At 66.4% G+C, this 17,744-nt stretch carries 12 protein-coding genes and 3 rRNA genes; 13 read left to right on the top strand and 2 right to left on the bottom strand.

Features of this window, described 5'->3' with window-relative positions; all coding sequences use genetic code 11:
* Positions 1 to 27: 27 nt before the first annotated feature.
* The gene (locus M2163_RS28270; RefSeq protein ID WP_280895389.1) at positions 28 to 2,121 is read right to left on the bottom strand and encodes a serine/threonine-protein kinase; all 2,094 of its coding nucleotides are present in this window, start codon (positions 2,119 to 2,121) and stop codon (positions 28 to 30) included.
* 182 nt (positions 2,122 to 2,303) lie between these two features.
* On the opposite strand from M2163_RS28270, the gene M2163_RS28275 reads away from it, so the two are divergent.
* From M2163_RS28275 to proC, 6 genes are all read left to right on the top strand, one after another.
* On the top strand, positions 2,304 to 2,624 hold the full coding sequence (locus tag M2163_RS28275; RefSeq protein ID WP_280895390.1) for an SH3 domain-containing protein: 321 nt from the start codon (positions 2,304 to 2,306) through the stop codon (positions 2,622 to 2,624).
* Positions 2,625 to 2,674: 50 nt separating this feature from the next.
* Complete coding sequence (locus M2163_RS28280) at positions 2,675 to 3,184, top strand: EamA/RhaT family transporter (protein WP_280895391.1); 510 nt, start codon at positions 2,675 to 2,677, stop codon at positions 3,182 to 3,184.
* A gap of 87 nt (positions 3,185 to 3,271) precedes the next feature.
* Positions 3,272 to 4,051 (top strand): class I SAM-dependent methyltransferase, encoded by a 780-nt coding sequence (locus M2163_RS28285; RefSeq protein WP_280850057.1) that lies wholly within the window; start codon positions 3,272 to 3,274, stop codon positions 4,049 to 4,051.
* Between the two features lie 79 nt (positions 4,052 to 4,130).
* The gene (locus tag M2163_RS28290) at positions 4,131 to 4,946 is read left to right on the top strand and encodes an ABC transporter ATP-binding protein (protein WP_280850056.1); all 816 of its coding nucleotides are present in this window, start codon (positions 4,131 to 4,133) and stop codon (positions 4,944 to 4,946) included.
* Positions 4,943 to 5,734: an ABC transporter permease gene (locus M2163_RS28295; RefSeq protein WP_280850055.1), complete on the top strand. Its 792-nt coding sequence runs from the start codon at positions 4,943 to 4,945 to the stop codon at positions 5,732 to 5,734. Before M2163_RS28290 ends, M2163_RS28295 begins: the two co-directional genes overlap by 4 nt.
* Positions 5,735 to 5,819: 85 nt before the next feature.
* Entirely contained in the window at positions 5,820 to 6,632 is an 813-nt protein-coding gene (gene proC / locus M2163_RS28300; protein WP_280850054.1) for a pyrroline-5-carboxylate reductase, read from the top strand.
* Positions 6,633 to 6,697: 65 nt separating this feature from the next.
* On the opposite strand, the gene trpS is transcribed toward proC, so the two are convergent.
* A complete protein-coding gene (trpS, locus tag M2163_RS28305; RefSeq protein ID WP_280895392.1) occupies positions 6,698 to 7,807 on the bottom strand; it encodes a tryptophan--tRNA ligase in 1,110 nt (369 codons plus the stop codon).
* 837 nt (positions 7,808 to 8,644) lie between these two features.
* Between trpS and M2163_RS28310 the strand changes: the two genes are divergently transcribed.
* The 7 genes from M2163_RS28310 to M2163_RS28340 all read left to right on the top strand — a co-directional run bounded on the left by M2163_RS28310 (position 8,645) and on the right by M2163_RS28340 (position 17,627).
* Positions 8,645 to 10,170, top strand: a 16S ribosomal RNA gene (locus tag M2163_RS28310).
* 281 nt (positions 10,171 to 10,451) lie between these two features.
* Positions 10,452 to 13,572 (top strand): 23S ribosomal RNA (locus M2163_RS28315).
* 69 nt (positions 13,573 to 13,641) lie between these two features.
* A 5S ribosomal RNA gene (rrf, locus tag M2163_RS28320) occupies positions 13,642 to 13,758 on the top strand.
* Together the 16S, 23S and 5S rRNA genes form the textbook arrangement of a ribosomal RNA operon.
* 61 nt (positions 13,759 to 13,819) lie before the next feature.
* Positions 13,820 to 14,464 carry an HAD family hydrolase gene (locus M2163_RS28325; protein ID WP_280850052.1) on the top strand — a complete coding sequence of 215 codons (645 nt, stop codon included), beginning with the start codon at positions 13,820 to 13,822 and terminating at the stop codon, positions 14,462 to 14,464.
* 69 nt (positions 14,465 to 14,533) lie between these two features.
* On the top strand, positions 14,534 to 15,217 hold the full coding sequence (locus M2163_RS28330; protein WP_280895393.1) for a VC0807 family protein: 684 nt from the start codon (positions 14,534 to 14,536) through the stop codon (positions 15,215 to 15,217).
* A gap of 66 nt (positions 15,218 to 15,283) precedes the next feature.
* Positions 15,284 to 16,504 carry an MFS transporter gene (locus M2163_RS28335; protein ID WP_280850050.1) on the top strand — a complete coding sequence of 407 codons (1,221 nt, stop codon included), beginning with the start codon at positions 15,284 to 15,286 and terminating at the stop codon, positions 16,502 to 16,504.
* Complete coding sequence (locus tag M2163_RS28340) at positions 16,455 to 17,627, top strand: acetoin utilization protein AcuC (protein ID WP_280895394.1); 1,173 nt, start codon at positions 16,455 to 16,457, stop codon at positions 17,625 to 17,627. The genes M2163_RS28335 and M2163_RS28340 overlap by 50 nt, the downstream gene beginning before the upstream one ends.
* Positions 17,628 to 17,744 lie beyond the last annotated feature (117 nt).

Raw genomic sequence — 17,744 nt, forward strand, 5'->3', positions numbered from 1 at the left:
TGCTGGGCGGCCCTTCTGCTTTGTGCCCTACCAGTCGGACGGCGTACGGGCGGCCACGGCGAAGACGGTGCCGTCGGGGGCGGTGGCGTAGACGTGCCGGCCGGCGAGGATGGGACGGGGCAGCGTGGCGACCACGTCGCCCGCGTCGGGTCCGAGCCGTGCCGGGGTCTGCCCTGCGAGCGTCCCCTTGCGCGCGTCCACCGCGAGCAGTCGCCCGTCCGAAGCCGCGACGAAGACGTGACGGCCGTCCGGGACCGGGACGGACCCTCGGCTCACGGACGTCTCCAGGTGCCACAGCCGCCGACCCGTGTCGACGTCGACGGCCTCCATGGCCCCGCCGGCGGCCAGCACATAGACGACACCGTCGTGCACGGCGGCTTCGGCGCCCTGCCGGGGCACGGGCAAGCTCACCTTCCGGGTCGCTCCGGACGCGGGGGTGAAGCGGACGACGGCGCGGGCGTAGTCGAAGACCTGGTCGACGGAGAGGAAGAAGAGGGATCCGCTCTCGGAGCCGACCGGAGTCAGTGCGCCGTCGAGGCGCTCGTCCCACCGCACATCACCCGTGGCCGCGTCCACGGCGGTGACCCGGGTCGTCGACTCGTCGACGGAGGTGCTCGTCACGTACAGCAGCGGGTCCCCGGCGAACGTGGAGAACGCCGGCGTGGCGTGGCCGGGTACCTTCCTGCTCCACTTGGTGTCGCCGGACGCGCTGTCCACGCCGGTCACCGTCCCGTCCGCGCGGGTGACCAGCAGCATGCCGCCTGCCGACCACGTGCCGTCGTACGTCGGCACGTTCCGCTGCCAGCGCGTTCGGCCCGTGTCGGGATCGAGCGCCTCCAGACGGTTGCCGAAATCGGGCAACGGCAGCACCACGCCGCCGGACAGTGCGGGCGGAACGCTCCAGCGGGTCGTGCCGGCCTTATGCCGCCACAGCAGGCTGCCGTCGGCCGGGTCGACCGCGTAGACCAGTCCCGCCCGGACGCAGAGGAGTTTTCCCGACCCGTACGAGCACTGGGGTGTGCCCGTGCCCTCGGCCACCGGCTTCGCCTCCCACGCGCGGGACGCGGACGCCCCCGCCCGCGGCGTCGTGTCCTTCGGTGCGGGCTGTCCGTCGCCGAGCAGCTGGATCGAGGCGAGCACCCCGCCCGCGACGAGGACAAGCGCACCGGCGGCGAGCAGCACGCCCCTGCGCAGGACCCGCTCGTGCCGCCGTACCGGACCCTCGGCCTTCCGCTCGGGCACCGGGACGTCGACCGTGCGCTGCGCCGGTATGAACGCCTGGGTGTCGTACGAGGCCGCGACCGACCGCAGCTCCCGCATCAACTCGTCCGGCGTGGGCCTGTCCTCGGGCTCCTTGGCGAGACACCGCGTGATCAGCGGTGCGAGATTCGCGGGGACGCCGGTCAGATCCGGCTCGTCGTGCACCACCTGGTAGGCGACGACATAGGGACTGTCGGAGTCGAACGGCCCGCGCCCGGTGGCCGCGTGAACCATCACGGAACCCAGGGCGAAGATGTCGGCCGCGGGCCCGACCTCCCTCGGCCGCCGGAACTGCTCCGGCGCCATGAACGGCGGCGTCCCGATCAACTTCCCCGTCTCGGTGCGAAGTTCACTGTCCTTTGGCCGAGAAATGCCGAAGTCGATGACCTTGGGGCCGTCGTCCGCGAGCAGCACGTTGCTCGGCTTGAGGTCCCGGTGGACCACCCCGACGCGATGGATGTCGCGCAGTGCCTCGGCGAGCCCGGCCATGAGCCTGCGCAACTCCGCGGGCGGCATGGGCCCGTTCCGCTTCACATGGTCGGAGAGTGTCGGGCCGGGGATGAACAGGGTGGCCATCCAGGGCCGCTCGGCATCGGGATCGGCGTCGACGACGGAGGCGGTGAACGCCCCGCTCACCTTCCGCGCCGCGGCCACCTCCTGCCGGAAACGCCCCCTGAACTCGGGATCCTTGGCGAACTCGGTGTGTACGACCTTCACCGCGAGCTTCATCCCCGAGGTGCTGCGCGCGACGTGCACGACACCCATCCCACCGGACCCGAGACATGAGTCCAGGCGGTAGTGACCGGCGTACTCGGGAAGTTCCGCTTCCGCGCCCGTTCCGGTGTTGCCCTGTGGCGCCATGGAACCACCCCCGTGCTGATCGTCGGCGCGCGCGACACACGGAGCCTATGCGATGACTCGTACGGGACAGAGGCGGCTTGCTAGTGTCCGCGTGCGAGTTGCGTACATATGTTTCATGGCGTGATTCAGGGGAATCAACGGGTCCCCATGGCAGTCATGGGGACCGAACGGGGGGAAATCCGATGTCTGTTGACCGCGTCGAAGAAGTCGAGGGCGGCAAGAGCGAGGCCGTCGCCACGACAGCCGCCACAGGCGTGCACTACTACTCGGTTGCACCGGGCTACCGCCTCAACGTCCGCCGCGGCCCAGGCACCCAGTACGGCATCGTCCGCGTCCTGCCCGAGGGGGCGCGGGTCGCCATCTACTGCCAGACGCCTGGGACCTCGGTGGTCGGGCCGTACGGCACCTCGAACATCTGGGACAACATCGCCAACGGCGAGTTCGTCTCGGACGCCTATGTGCTCACCGGCAGCGACGGCTACGTCGCCTCGCGCTGCGGCTGACGCCGGCACCCGAAGGGAGCCCGCGCCCGTCCCGGAGCCATAATCGTCCCGTGAGCGACGAATCCGGCACCCAGGACATCCCCGCGGGCTCCCCGGGCGGCGGACCCCGCCCCGAGCCGATCCGTTTCTTCGGCACCACCTGGGTGGACCACCGTGACGGCTACGCCCTCCGCCGCGTCGGCGTCGCCGTGGGCTCCCTCGCAGCCGCCGTCGCCTCCTGCCTGATCCTCCGCTTCGCCTACGAGGGCATCCGGATCGCCGACTCCGGCAGCTTCGTGACCGTCCTCGTCGTGGCGATGTTCGCGATCTGCAGCGCGCTGGCCTTCCGCACCACCTGGGGCGGCTTCGGCGTCCGCCCCGACCCGGCCCGCCAGGCCTCCCTCCGCGGCCTGCTGACCATCGGGTTCGTCGGGTCCCTCCTGGCGTACTTCTTCCGGTCCCTCACGGAGGCCCCGGGCGAGAAACTGCACCGGCAGGAGTACGAGGCCGCACGCAGGGAGCACGAGAAGCGCGGCGCCCGCCGCACGGGCAACCCCTCGAAGAAGAAGCGCCGCCGCTGACAACTCCCGGGCCCCGGCCCTGCAGCGCGCCGCGTCTCTCACCGAGAACTCACCGCCCCCTGCCCCCGATCCGGCCACCATGGCCTCATGACCGCCTCCTTCCACACCGCCCGCGCCCACTCCTTCAACGCCGCCGCCGCCCAGTACGCCGCCAACCGCCCCTCCTACCCTCCCGCCCTCCTCGACGCGATCGAGGAACTCGCCGGGCGCACCCTCACCGGCGCCCGGGTCGCCGACATCGGGGCCGGTACCGGCATAGCGACCGCCCTGCTGCACGCCCGGGGCGCCGAGGTCGTCGCGGTCGAACCCGGCGACGGCATGGCCGAGCAGTTCCGCCGTACTCACCCCGGCATCCCGATCATCAGGGGCGACGGCAACGACCTCCCCCTCCTCACCGACTCGGCCGACCTCCTCACCTACGCCCAGTCCTGGCACTGGACCGATCCCGCCCGCGCGGTCCCGGAAGCCTGCCGCGTCCTGCGACCGGGCGGTGCGCTGGCCCTGTGGTGGAACACCTACGCCCTCGACGTCGACTGGATCGCCGGCCAGGTCGACCGGGTCGCCGAGCACTTCAAGGACTACGGCGCCCATCCGGCCGTCGAGGTGAACGGCAACGGAGCCCGGTCCGCCCTCGCCGACCCCACGGGCCGCCTCGACTTCACCCACCGAGTGGTCCGCTGGAGCCGCCAGGTGCCCGTCGACACCCACCTCGCCAACATCGGCAGCCACTCCCTGTTCCTCGTCGCGGGCGAGGAGCACGCGGGCACCTTCCTGACCGAGGAGCGCCGGATCCTGCTGGAGCTGTTCCCCGACGGGACCGTCGAGGAGACGTACGACGTCGAGCTGCTGGTCGCCCGCAACGCCTGACCCCGCGCGGCGGCCCACCCTCCGGGCCGCCGCGCCCGCACGCTTGACTGCTCCGGCGCCCCGGAGGATTATTCATCGCATGATGAATAAAGAGTCCGGGCCACCCGCCGACAGCACGGACCAAGGACCTGCCACCCCCGCCGTCCACGCCGACGGCCTCACCGTCGTCCGAGGCCCCCGCACCGTCCTGCGCGGCCTCGCCTTCGACGTCCCACGCGGCCAGATCACCGGCCTCCTCGGCCCCTCCGGCTGTGGCAAGTCCACCCTGATGCGCTCCATCGTCGGCACCCAGGCCAAGGTCACCGGCACCCTCGACGTCCTCGGCCACCCCGCCGGCCACCCCACCCTGCGCACCCGCATCGGCTACGTCACCCAAGCCCCCTCCGTCTACGACGACCTGACCGTCCGCCAGAACCTCGACTACTTCGCGGCGATCCTCGCCCCCGGCCGCGCCGCAGCCGACCGCCGCCACTCCGACGTCAGCCGAGCCATCGACGACGTGGACCTCGCCTCCCACGCCGACTCCCTCGCGGGCAACCTCTCCGGCGGCCAGCGCAGCCGCGTCTCCCTCGCCGTCGCCCTCCTCGGCGCCCCCGAACTCCTCGTCCTCGACGAACCCACCGTCGGTCTCGACCCCGTCCTGCGCCGCGACCTCTGGAACCTCTTCCACGACATCGCCGCCCGCCGCGGCGCCACCCTCCTCATCTCCTCCCACGTCATGGACGAGGCCGAGCGCTGCCACCGCCTCCTCCTCATGCGCGAAGGCGAGATCCTCGCCGACGACACCCCCGAGGCCCTCCGCACCCGCACCCACTCCGACACGGTCGAGGAGGCCTTCCTCCACCTCGTCGACCAGGCCGTCGAGGCAAGCCGCACCAAGGAGCACACGCGATGACCACGACCACCACGCCCGCGCCGGACCTCGCGCCCGCCCCCACCAGCGCCCTCAACCTCTCCCGCACCACCGCCACCGCGGCCCGGGTCCTGCGCCAGCTCCGTCACGACCCGCGCACCATCGCGATGATGATCCTCATCCCGTGTCTGATGCTGTTCCTGCTGCGCTACGTCTTCGACGGCAGCGCGCGCACGTTCGACAGCATCGGCGCCTCCCTCCTCGGGATCTTCCCGCTGATCACGATGTTCCTCGTCACCTCCATCGCCACCCTGCGCGAACGCACCTCCGGCACCCTCGAACGCCTCCTCGCGATGCCCCTCGGCAAGGGCGACCTCATCGCCGGCTACGCCCTCGCCTTCGGCACCCTCGCGATCATCCAGTCCGCCCTCGCCACCGGTCTCGCCGTCTGGTTCCTCGGCCTCGACGTCGTCGGCAGCCCCTGGCTCCTGCTGCTCGTCGCCCTGCTCGACGCGCTGCTCGGCACCGCTCTCGGCCTGTTCGTCTCCGCCTTCGCGGCCTCCGAGTTCCAGGCCGTCCAGTTCATGCCGGCCGTGATCTTCCCCCAGCTCCTCCTCTGCGGCCTCTTCACCCCGCGCGACAACATGCACCCGGTCCTGGAGACCATCTCCGACGTCCTGCCCATGTCCTACGCCGTCGACGGCATGAACGAGGTCCTCAGGCACACCGACATGACAGCGACCTTCGTCCGTGACGTGCTGATCGTGGCGGGCTGCGCACTGCTGGTCCTCGGACTGGGGGCGGCGACACTGAGGCGCAGGACCGCCTAGGCCGGCCCGGCACAGCCACCGCACCCATGTCCCGCCCACCGGACATCCGCCCTGCACTCCCCGGCCCGGTGCCAGACTGAACGGCATGAGCCAGAAAGTCGCAGTCCTCGGCACCGGCAAGATCGGCGAAGCCCTGCTCAGCGGAATGATCCGCGCCGGCTGGGCCCCGGCCGACCTCCTGGTCACCGCCCGCCGCCCCGAGCGAGCCGAGGAACTCCGCAGCCGCTACGGAGTCACCCCGGTCACCAACCCGGAAGCCGCCAAGACCGCCGACACCCTGATCCTCACGGTCAAACCGCAGGACATGGGCGCCCTCCTCGACGAGCTCGCCCCGCACGTCCCGGCCGACCGCCTGGTCATCAGCGGCGCAGCCGGCATCCCCACCTCCTTCTTCGAGGAGCGCCTCGCCACGGGCACCCCGGTCGTCCGCGTCATGACCAACACCCCGGCCCTGGTCGACGAGGCCATGTCCGTCATCTCCGCCGGCTCCCACGCCACCGCCGACCACCTCGCCCACACCGAGGAGATCTTCGGCGCCGTCGGCAAGACGCTCCGCGTCCCCGAGTCCCAGCAGGACGCCTGCACCGCCCTGTCCGGCTCCGGACCGGCCTACTTCTTCTACCTGGTCGAAGCCATGACTGACGCCGGAATCCTGCTCGGCCTGCCCCGCGACAAGGCCCACGACCTGATCGTCCAGTCCGCGATCGGCGCCGCCACCATGCTCCGCGACAGCGGCGAACACCCGGTGAAGCTCCGCGAGAACGTCACGTCCCCCGCGGGCACCACCATCAACGCCATCCGCGAACTCGAGAACCACGGAGTACGCGCCGCCCTCATCGCCGCCCTCGAAGCCGCCCGCGACCGCAGCCGCGCACTGGCCTCGGGCAAGAAGGACTGACGCCCACCGGGAGCGGTCGCCGCCACGGCCACCGCTCCCACGGCATCGTCGGCGAGCCCCCGTGCCTACCGGGCAGCTTTCAGCACGCCACTGCTGTCGAGCGTCGCTCCGCTGTCCACAGCAGCCGTATCCGGAGCAGCCGTATCAGGAGCGGCGGTATCCGAAGCAGCCGTATCCGATGGGGCGGGAAGCAGCCCGATCGCGCGATAAGCGGCATCGACGGTCGGCCGGGCCATCGCCCGCGCCCTCTCCGCGCCATCCCGCAACACCCCCTCCACATAGCCAGGATCCGCGCACAACTCCTTGTGTTTCTCCTGCACGGGCCTCAAGACCTCGACCACGGCCTCGGCGGTGTCCTTCTTCAAGGCGCCGTACGACTCATATACACCGCTCAGCTCCGATGGGTTCCCACCCGTGCAGGACGCGAGGATCTCCAGCAGATTCGCCAGGCCCGGCCGGGCCTCCCGGTCGTACACGACGTCCCGCCCGCTGTCGGTCACGGCGCGCATGACCTTCTTCCGTACGACATCGGGCTCGTCGAGCAGATAGACGATGCCCGGCCCGGAGTCGTCGGACTTGCCCATCTTCGACGAGGGCTCCTGAAGGTTCATGACCCGCGCACCCACACTGGGCACCGTGGCCCGGGGCACCACGAACGTGTAGCCGTACCGCTGGTTGAAGCGCACCGCCAGATCCCGCGTCAGCTCCACATGCTGAGCCTGATCGTCCCCGACGGGCACCTCGTCCGCCCCGTACGCCAAGATGTCCGCCGCCATCAGCACGGGATACGTCAGCAGCGACAGCCGCACACTCCCGCCCCGAGTCCGCTCCCGAGCGGCCTTCTCCTTGTACTGGATCATCCGCCGCATCTCGCCGTCCGTGGCCACGCACTCCAGCACGTACGACAGCCGCGCGTGCTCGTCCACATGACTCTGGACGAACACCGTGCACAGCTCCGGATCCAGCCCCGACGCGAGCAGCAGCGTCGCCGCCTGCCGACTCAGCCGACGCACCCGCGCCGGATCATGGTCGACGGTCAGGGCGTGCAGGTCGACGATGCAGAACAGCGACTCCGCCCGGTGCTGGTCGACCGCGGCCCACTGCCGCATGGCTCCCAGGTAGTTCCCCAGCGTCAGATGCCCCGTCGGCTTGACCCCGCTGAAGACCCGCGTCATCTCTCCACCTCCTGGTCGAGACCGCCGTCCCCGGCCGGCCGACCCTCAGGAGTCCTGGAGGGAGATACGCGAACGGCCGCCGGGACGGCGGCCGTTGAGTGCATACGTGCTGACGGCCGCCTTCAGGCGGCCCACCACTGCTGGGTGCACGTACGCGTTGTCATGCCTGCCAGCCTACGCCGTCAGGGGCCCGTCCGGACCTGGGTTGACACTCCCCAGCCCGGTACGTAGTGTTCTCCGAGTTGTCCGACGTGAGCGCCGACTCCGGTCGGTCCCCGGACAGCCATTCCGCAGGTACCAGCCAACAAACGACGACAGTCGCTCTGTCTGCCGTCGCTGCATTGGCGTGCGTATTCGCGAAATGAGGAATCCACGTTCGAAAGGACGGTGGCCCCCGATTAGCTCGGGAGCCGGGAATCCGCTAAAGTCTGACTCGTCGGAACGGCCCAACAGCCGGGAAGGCAAGCCCCTCTGACTGGGAATCAGGCCCGAAAGGATCTGATAGAGTCGGAGCCGCCGGAAAGGGAAACGCGGAAGCGGGAACCTGGAAAGCACCGAGGAAATCGGAACCGGAAACGGTCTGATAGAGTCGGAAACGCAAGACCGAAGGGAAAAGCCCGGAGGAAAGCCCGAGAGGGTGAGTACAAAGGAAGCGTCCGTTCCTTGAGAACTCAACAGCGTGCCAAAAATCAACGCCAGATATGTTGATACCCCGTCTCCAGCATCTGCTGGGGCGAGGTTCCTTTGAAGAAAACACAGCGAGGACGCTGAGAACTGCCGCCCTATTCCGGTGGCGGTTCCGCTCTCGTGATGTGCAAACCCGATTACGGGTAAACATTCACGGAGAGTTTGATCCTGGCTCAGGACGAACGCTGGCGGCGTGCTTAACACATGCAAGTCGAACGATGAACCACTTCGGTGGGGATTAGTGGCGAACGGGTGAGTAACACGTGGGCAATCTGCCCTTCACTCTGGGACAAGCCCTGGAAACGGGGTCTAATACCGGATACCACTGCCACGGGCATCCGTGGTGGTTGAAAGCTCCGGCGGTGAAGGATGAGCCCGCGGCCTATCAGCTTGTTGGTGAGGTAACGGCTCACCAAGGCGACGACGGGTAGCCGGCCTGAGAGGGCGACCGGCCACACTGGGACTGAGACACGGCCCAGACTCCTACGGGAGGCAGCAGTGGGGAATATTGCACAATGGGCGAAAGCCTGATGCAGCGACGCCGCGTGAGGGATGACGGCCTTCGGGTTGTAAACCTCTTTCAGCAGGGAAGAAGCGAAAGTGACGGTACCTGCAGAAGAAGCGCCGGCTAACTACGTGCCAGCAGCCGCGGTAATACGTAGGGCGCAAGCGTTGTCCGGAATTATTGGGCGTAAAGAGCTCGTAGGCGGCTTGTCACGTCGGGTGTGAAAGCCCGGGGCTTAACCCCGGGTCTGCATTCGATACGGGCTAGCTAGAGTGTGGTAGGGGAGATCGGAATTCCTGGTGTAGCGGTGAAATGCGCAGATATCAGGAGGAACACCGGTGGCGAAGGCGGATCTCTGGGCCATTACTGACGCTGAGGAGCGAAAGCGTGGGGAGCGAACAGGATTAGATACCCTGGTAGTCCACGCCGTAAACGGTGGGAACTAGGTGTTGGCGACATTCCACGTCGTCGGTGCCGCAGCTAACGCATTAAGTTCCCCGCCTGGGGAGTACGGCCGCAAGGCTAAAACTCAAAGGAATTGACGGGGGCCCGCACAAGCAGCGGAGCATGTGGCTTAATTCGACGCAACGCGAAGAACCTTACCAAGGCTTGACATACACCGGAAAGCATTAGAGATAGTGCCCCCCTTGTGGTCGGTGTACAGGTGGTGCATGGCTGTCGTCAGCTCGTGTCGTGAGATGTTGGGTTAAGTCCCGCAACGAGCGCAACCCTTGTCCTGTGTTGCCAGCATGCCCTTCGGGGTGATGGGGACTCACAGGAGACCGCCGGGGTCAACTCGGAGGAAGGTGGGGACGACGTCAAGTCATCATGCCCCTTATGTCTTGGGCTGCACACGTGCTACAATGGCAGGTACAATGAGCTGCGATACCGTGAGGTGGAGCGAATCTCAAAAAGCCTGTCTCAGTTCGGATTGGGGTCTGCAACTCGACCCCATGAAGTCGGAGTTGCTAGTAATCGCAGATCAGCATTGCTGCGGTGAATACGTTCCCGGGCCTTGTACACACCGCCCGTCACGTCACGAAAGTCGGTAACACCCGAAGCCGGTGGCCCAACCCCTTGTGGGAGGGAGCTGTCGAAGGTGGGACTGGCGATTGGGACGAAGTCGTAACAAGGTAGCCGTACCGGAAGGTGCGGCTGGATCACCTCCTTTCTAAGGAGCACAGTACTGATTGCAGGCAAATGTTCTGCACGGTCAGCTCATGGGTGGAACGTTGATTATTCGGCACACTTGATCGTCTTCATCTTCCTAGTACTGCTTCGGCGTGGAACGGATGAGTGGAGAGGCGAGTGGGCCGGGCACGCTGTTGGGTGTCTGAAGTAGCGGCCGCAAGGTTGTGCTTCGATGCCGGCCCCAGTGAACTCCAGCTCAGGTTGGGGGTGATGGGTGGCTGGTCGTTGTTTGAGAACTGCACAGTGGACGCGAGCATCTGTGGCCAAGTTTTTAAGGGCGCACGGTGGATGCCTTGGCACCAGGAACCGATGAAGGACGTGGGAGGCCACGATAGTCCCCGGGGAGTCGTCAACCAGGCTTTGATCCGGGGGTTTCCGAATGGGGAAACCCGGCAGTCGTCATGGGCTGTCACCCATACCTGAACACATAGGGTATGTGGAGGGAACGCGGGGAAGTGAAACATCTCAGTACCCGCAGGAAGAGAAAACAACCGTGATTCCGGGAGTAGTGGCGAGCGAAACCGGATGAGGCCAAACCGTATGCGTGTGAGACCCGGCAGGGGTTGCGCATGCGGGGTTGTGGGATCTCTCTTCTGTCGTCTGCCGGCGACAGGACGAGTCAGAAACCGTTGATGTAGGCGAAGGACATGCGAAAGGTCCGGCGTAGAGGGTAAGACCCCCGTAGTCGAAACGTCAGCGGCTCGTTTGAGAGACACCCAAGTAGCACGGGGCCCGAGAAATCCCGTGTGAATCTGGCGGGACCACCCGCTAAGCCTAAATATTCCCTGGTGACCGATAGCGGATAGTACCGTGAGGGAATGGTGAAAAGTACCGCGGGAGCGGAGTGAAATAGTACCTGAAACCGTGTGCCTACAAGCCGTGGGAGCGTCGGGCAAGCACTTGTGCTTGCCTCGTGACTGCGTGCCTTTTGAAGAATGAGCCTGCGAGTTTGCGGTGTGTTGCGAGGTTAACCCGGGTGGGGTAGCCGTAGCGAAAGCGAGTCCGAACAGGGCGATTCAGTAGCACGCTCAAGACCCGAAGCGGAGTGATCTAGCCATGGGCAGGTTGAAGCGGAGGTAAGACTTCGTGGAGGACCGAACCCACCAGGGTTGAAAACCTGGGGGATGACCTGTGGTTAGGGGTGAAAGGCCAATCAAACTCCGTGATAGCTGGTTCTCCCCGAAATGCATTTAGGTGCAGCGTCGTGTGTTTCTTGCCGGAGGTAGAGCACTGGATAGGCGATGGGCCCTACCGGGTTACTGACCTTAGCCAAACTCCGAATGCCGGTAAGTGAGAGCGCGGCAGTGAGACTGTGGGGGATAAGCTCCATGGTCGAGAGGGAAACAGCCCAGAGCATCGACTAAGGCCCCTAAGCGTACGCTAAGTGGGAAAGGATGTGGAGTCGCAGAGACAACCAGGAGGTTGGCTTAGAAGCAGCCACCCTTGAAAGAGTGCGTAATAGCTCACTGGTCTAGTGATTCCGCGCCGACAATGTAGCGGGGCTCAAGCGTACCGCCGAAGTCGTGTCATTGCAGCAATACTCCCAACGGAGGCTGTGATGGGTAGGGGAGCGTCGTGTGCCGGGTGAAGCTGCGCCGGAAGGCAGTGGTGGACGGTTCACGAGTGAGAATGCAGGCATGAGTAGCGATACACACGTGGGAAACGTGTGCGCCGATTGACTAAGGGTTCCTGGGTCAAGCTGATCTGCCCAGGGTAAGTCGGGACCTAAGGCGAGGCCGACAGGCGTAGTCGATGGATAACCGGTTGATATTCCGGTACCCGCTGTGAAGCGTCAAACATCGAACCAGGCGATGCTAAGTCCGTGAAGCCGCCCCGGAGCCTTCGGGCAAAGGGGAGTGGTGGAGCCGACGGACCAGACTTGCAGTAGGTGAGTGATGGGGTGACGCAGGAAGGTAGTCCATCCCGGGCGGTGGTTGTCCCGGGGTAAGGGTGTAGGCCGTGCGATAGGCAAATCCGTCGCACATGAGGCTGAGACCTGATGCCGAGCCGATTGTGGTGAAGTGGATGATCCTATGCTGTCGAGAAAAGCCTCTAGCGAGTTTCATGGCGGCCCGTACCCTAAACCGACTCAGGTGGTCAGGTAGAGAATACCGAGGCGTTCGGGTGAACTATGGTTAAGGAACTCGGCAAAATGCCCCCGTAACTTCGGGAGAAGGGGGGCCATCACTGGTGATCCGATTTACTCGGTGAGCTGGGGGTGGCCGCAGAGACCAGCGAGAAGCGACTGTTTACTAAAAACACAGGTCCGTGCGAAGCCGTAAGGCGATGTATACGGACTGACGCCTGCCCGGTGCTGGAACGTTAAGGGGACCGGTTAGTCACATTTCGGTGTGGCGAAGCTGAGAACTTAAGCGCCAGTAAACGGCGGTGGTAACTATAACCATCCTAAGGTAGCGAAATTCCTTGTCGGGTAAGTTCCGACCTGCACGAATGGCGTAACGACTTCTCGACTGTCTCAACCATAGGCCCGGTGAAATTGCACTACGAGTAAAGATGCTCGTTTCGCGCAGCAGGACGGAAAGACCCCGGGACCTTTACTACAGTTTGATATTGGTGTTCGGTTCGGCTTGTGTAGGATAGCTGGGAGACTTTGAAGCAGCCACGCCAGTGGTTGTGGAGTCGTCGTTGAAATACCAGTCTGGTCGTGCTGGATGTCTAACCTGGGTCCGTGATCCGGATCAGGGACAGTGTCTGATGGGTAGTTTAACTGGGGCGGTTGCCTCCTAAAGAGTAACGGAGGCGCCCAAAGGTTCCCTCAGCCTGGTTGGTAATCAGGTGTTGAGTGTAAGTGCACAAGGGAGCTTGACTGTGAGACCGACGGGTCGAGCAGGGACGAAAGTCGGGACTAGTGATCCGGCGGTGGCTTGTGGAAGCGCCGTCGCTCAACGGATAAAAGGTACCCCGGGGATAACAGGCTGATCTTCCCCAAGAGTCCATATCGACGGGATGGTTTGGCACCTCGATGTCGGCTCGTCGCATCCTGGGGCTGGAGTCGGTCCCAAGGGTTGGGCTGTTCGCCCATTAAAGCGGTACGCGAGCTGGGTTTAGAACGTCGTGAGACAGTTCGGTCCCTATCCGCTGCGCGCGTAGGAATATTGAGAAGGGCTGTCCCTAGTACGAGAGGACCGGGACGGACGAACCTCTGGTGTGCCAGTTGTTCTGCCAAGGGCATGGCTGGTTGGCTACGTTCGGGAGGGATAACCGCTGAAAGCATCTAAGCGGGAAGCCTGCTTCGAGATGAGTATTCCCACCCCCTTTGAGGGGTTAAGGCTCCCAGTAGACGACTGGGTTGATAGGCCGGATCTGGAAGCCCTGTAAGGGGTGGAGGTGACCGGTACTAATAGGCCGAGGGCTTGTCCATATTTGCTCGCGTCCACTGTGTTAGTTCTGAGGCAATGACCGTGTCTTTTCCGGTCTAATCTCATAGTGTTTCGGTGGTCATAGCGTGAGGGAAACGCCCGGTTACATTCCGAACCCGGAAGCTAAGCCTTACAGCGCCGATGGTACTGCAGGGGGGACCCTGTGGGAGAGTAGGACACCGCCGAACAAATTTTGAGAAAACCCCCGTGCCGTTGGCACGGGGGTTTTCTGCGTTTAGGGTCGATGGCATGCGCTATGACCTTGTCATCTTCGACAATGATGGTGTTCTCGTCGACAGTGAGCCGATTTCCAATCGGCACCTCGCCGCTTATCTGACGGAGCTCGGGCATCCGACCTCCTACGAGGACTCCATTCGGGACTACATGGGTTCCGCCATGCACCGGATCCATGAGCTCGTCCTGGAGCGGACCGGGCAGCGGTTGCCGGCGGACTTCGACGACGTCTTCCACGCGAGGGTGTTCGCCGCGTTCGAGCGGGAGTTGCAGGCCGTGGCCGGCGTCACCGGCGTACTGGAGAAGCTGACGGCGGACGGGGTGCCGTACTGTGTCGCGTCCTCCGGGAGTCATGCGCGGATCCGGGTGGGGCATCGGGCGGCCGGGCTTGACCGGTGGTTCGAGGACGCGCGGATCTTCAGCTCGGAGGATGTGGGGCGGGGGAAGCCCGCGCCGGACCTGTTTCTGCATGCCGCCGCGCGGATGGGGGTCGAGCCGGCGCGGTGTGTGGTGGTCGAGGACAGTCCGCTCGGGGTGCAGGCCGCCAACGCGGCGGGGATGGACGTGTACGGGTTCACCGCGATGACGCCCGCCGCGAAGCTGGCCGGGGCCACCCAGCTGTTCTCCGACATGGGTGAGTTGGTGGACCTGCTGGTCTGACATTTGTCATGCCGAGGTCCGGACGATCGTTTCTACTGGCCGCCCCTCGCCGGACGAGAAGCTGAGGGCATGACGACGAAGACGAACTCGAAGCGCGCGAACCTGGCTCCTCTGATCGTGGACGTGGCTGTGCCGATCGGGGCGTACTACCTGTTCAAGGACGGGCTCGGGACGAGCACGTTGACGGCGTTGGGCCTCGGCAGTGTCGTCCCTGCCGTGCGGACCGGCTGGAGTGTGGTGAGGGAGCGGACGGTCAACGGGCTGGCCGCCCTCATCCTGGTGGTCAACGTCGTCGGGCTGCTGCTCAGCTTCGTCGCCGGTGATCCGCGGCTGATGCTCGCCAAGGACAGCGGGGTCAGCAGTGTGGTCGGCATCGGCATCCTCGTGTCCGTCGCCCTCGGGAAGCCGATGATGACCGCCGGCATGAAGCCCTGGCTGGTGAAGGGGATCGCCGAGCGGGAGGACGCCTGGGCGCGGCTCCAGGGCGGGTCGGCGGACTTCCGGCGGGCCGAGCGGCGGTTCTCCGTGGTGTGGGGCGTCGTCCTGCTGACGGAGTGCGTGCTGCGGGTCGTGGGGGCGTACACGCTGCCGGTGGACACGATGGTGTGGCTCGGGTCCGTGGTCATGGTCGTGTCGATGGCGGTGGCCTTCCTGGTCAGCGGGGCGATCGGGGCCGGCCCGATGGCCCGGATGCTGATCGCCGAGACGAGGACCTGTGTCCCCGCGCGGCCCGAGGTCGCCCTCGCCCGCTAAAGCTGAGGGAAATTCATCTTTGGCTGGATCTACCCACGAGTACGCCGGGGCCCTACGCTCGCCGCCATGACAGATGTGCTGCGGCGCGGTAGGGCCTCGCTGGCGTTCAGCTTCTTCGCGCAAGGTGCCGCCTTCGCTCTGCTGGTGACGCGGATCCCCGCCATCCAGGACCGGTACGGCGTCTCCGACGCGCTGCTGCCGGCCTTCCTGGCCGCTGTGCCGATCCTCGCCGGGGTCGGAAGCGTCTCCACCGAGCACCTGGTGAAGCGAATACGGCCCAGCCGGCTGCTGCGGTTCGCCCAACCCGTGGTGCTCCTGGCGCTCCTCGGCGTGGGTGCCGGGGACTCGACCCTCGAACTGGGCGTCTCGCTCGCCGCCTTCGGGCTCGCCGTCGGCATGCTCGACGCGTCCATGAACATGCTCGGGGTGAGTCTGCAGCGGTCGTACGGGCGCAGCATCATGCTGAGCTTCCACGCGGTGTTCAGTCTCGGCGGGATCGTGGGGGCCTCGCTCGCCTGGGTCGGGGCGCACTGGCACCTGGCGCTGTTCGTGTCCTATCTGCCGGTCGTGGCGGTGCTGGTGCCGCTGTGTCTGGTGGGCAGCCGGTGGTACGTCGACGGGGATGTCCCCGTCGTGGCGGAGGTGACGGAGAAGGGGCCGGGCGGGGACGGGGTCGTCTTCAAACTGCTGCTGCCGCTGTGTCTGGTGATGACCTTCGCCTACATCGGGGACTCCACCGTCTCCAACTGGAGTGCGAAGTACCTTCAGGACGTGCTCGGCAGCAGTGAGCAGCTGGCGACCGTGCCGTACAACGTCTACATGGTGACGACCCTGCTGGGGCGGGCCGTCGGGGACTTCGGGGTGCGGCGGTTCGGGGCGGTGGCGGTCGTACGGGCCGGGGCGCTGGTGGCGGCCGGGGGGTTCGCGGTGGTGGCCGTGGCGCCCGGGCCGTGGGTGGGGATGCTCGGGTTCACGCTGCTGGGGATGGGGCTGTGTGTGCTGGTGCCGCAGACCTTCGCGGCGGCCGGGCGGTTGTTCCCGGGGGCGTCGGACGCGGCGGTCGCCCGGCTGAATGTCTTCAACTACGTGGGGTTTCTGGTCGGTTCGCCGTTGGTGGGGGCCCTGGGGGACGCGTGGAGCTATCGCGGGGCCATGCTCGTGCCGATGGTGTTGGTGCTGGTGACGCTGGTGTACGCCAAGTCGTTCGCGGCTCAACCGGACCGATACGGTGGCGGGCATGAGCGGCCGCGCACAGCTGATGTGGGACGAGGCAGTAACGGGCTATGACTTCGGCCCGGACCATCCGATGGATCCGGTCCGGCTCGATCTGACCCGGCGACTGGTGGACGCCTTCGGGCTGGACCGGGACGTGGAGGTCGTGGCCGCGAAGGCGGCGGGCGAGTCGACCTTGCGGCTCGTGCACCGGGAGGACTACGTCGAGGCCGTGAAGGCGGCCTCCGTGGACCCGGATGCGGCCGACCAGTCGTACGGGCTGGGGACGATGGACGATCCGGCCTTCGAGCGGATGCACGAGGTGTCCGCGCTGATCGCCGGGCAGTCGGTGGGGGCGGCGGAGGCCGTGTGGCGCGGCGAGGCGCTGCACGCGGTGAACTTCGCGGGCGGGCTGCACCACGCGATGCCGGGCGGCGCGTCGGGGTTCTGCATCTACAACGACGCGTCGCTGGCGATCGCGCGGCTGCTGGAGCTGGGGGCCGAGCGGGTCGCCTACGTGGATGTGGACGTGCATCACGGGGACGGGGTCCAGGCGGCCTTCTGGGAGGATCCCCGGGTGCTGACGATCTCCCTGCACGAGCATCCCCGGACGCTGTTCCCGCAGACCGGCTGGCCGGAGGAGACGGGGGCGGACTCGGCCGAGGGCAGCGCGGTGAACGTGGCGCTGCCGGCGGGGACCGGGGACGCGGGGTGGTTGCGGGCGTTTCATGCCGTGGTGCCGGAGCTGATCGCCGACTTCCGGCCGGATGTGCTGGTGACGCAGCACGGGGCCGACACGCATTTCGAGGATCCGCTCGCTCATCTCGCGGTGTCGTTGGACGCGCAGCGGGCGGTGCAGGTCGCCTGCCATGAGCTGGCGCACGAGTACGCCGGGGGGCGGTGGATCGCGCTCGGGGGCGGGGGATATGCCGTGGTGGATGTCGTGCCCCGGTCCTGGACGCATCTGGTGGCGATCGCGGCCGGGCGGGAGATCGAGCCCGAGGCGGTGATTCCCGAGGGATGGCGGCAGGAGGTCTTCGCCCGGACCCGGCAGTTGGCGCCCGCGCGGATGACGGACGGGCGGTGGCCGGTGTCCTACGCGGAGTGGGATGCGGGGTACGACCCCGCGGATCGGCTGGATCAGGCGGTGCTGGCCACTCGGCGGGCGGTGTTTCCGCTGCGGGGGTTGCTGGCGTAACGCGTCGCGGAGCGCCGGGTGCGGGTGCGTCGTGGCTGGTCGCGCAGTTCCCCGCGCCCCTGGGTTACTCCGACTGTGCGGTGTTTCTCTGTTCCCCTCTCCTCCTCACCCCTTCAT

The sequence above is a fragment of the Streptomyces sp. SAI-135 genome (assembly GCF_029893805.1).
In the GTDB taxonomy this organism is placed as follows: Bacteria; Actinomycetota; Actinomycetes; order Streptomycetales; family Streptomycetaceae; genus Streptomyces.

What these genes read in the sequence shown, in the direction of transcription:
- M2163_RS28270 (WP_280895389.1), bottom strand. Translation starts at nt 2,121, where the DNA reads ATGGCGCCACAGGGCAACACCGGAACGGGCGCGGAAGCGGAACTTCCC.
- M2163_RS28275 (WP_280895390.1), top strand. Translation starts at nt 2,304, where the DNA reads ATGTCTGTTGACCGCGTCGAAGAAGTCGAGGGCGGCAAGAGCGAGGCC.
- M2163_RS28285 (WP_280850057.1), top strand. Translation starts at nt 3,272, where the DNA reads ATGACCGCCTCCTTCCACACCGCCCGCGCCCACTCCTTCAACGCCGCC.
- M2163_RS28290 (WP_280850056.1), top strand. Translation starts at nt 4,131, where the DNA reads ATGATGAATAAAGAGTCCGGGCCACCCGCCGACAGCACGGACCAAGGA.
- M2163_RS28295 (WP_280850055.1), top strand. Translation starts at nt 4,943, where the DNA reads ATGACCACGACCACCACGCCCGCGCCGGACCTCGCGCCCGCCCCCACC.
- proC (WP_280850054.1), top strand. Translation starts at nt 5,820, where the DNA reads ATGAGCCAGAAAGTCGCAGTCCTCGGCACCGGCAAGATCGGCGAAGCC.
- trpS (WP_280895392.1), bottom strand. Translation starts at nt 7,807, where the DNA reads ATGACGCGGGTCTTCAGCGGGGTCAAGCCGACGGGGCATCTGACGCTG.
- M2163_RS28325 (WP_280850052.1), top strand. Translation starts at nt 13,820, where the DNA reads ATGCGCTATGACCTTGTCATCTTCGACAATGATGGTGTTCTCGTCGAC.
- M2163_RS28330 (WP_280895393.1), top strand. Translation starts at nt 14,534, where the DNA reads ATGACGACGAAGACGAACTCGAAGCGCGCGAACCTGGCTCCTCTGATC.
- M2163_RS28335 (WP_280850050.1), top strand. Translation starts at nt 15,284, where the DNA reads ATGACAGATGTGCTGCGGCGCGGTAGGGCCTCGCTGGCGTTCAGCTTC.
- M2163_RS28340 (WP_280895394.1), top strand. Translation starts at nt 16,455, where the DNA reads ATGAGCGGCCGCGCACAGCTGATGTGGGACGAGGCAGTAACGGGCTAT.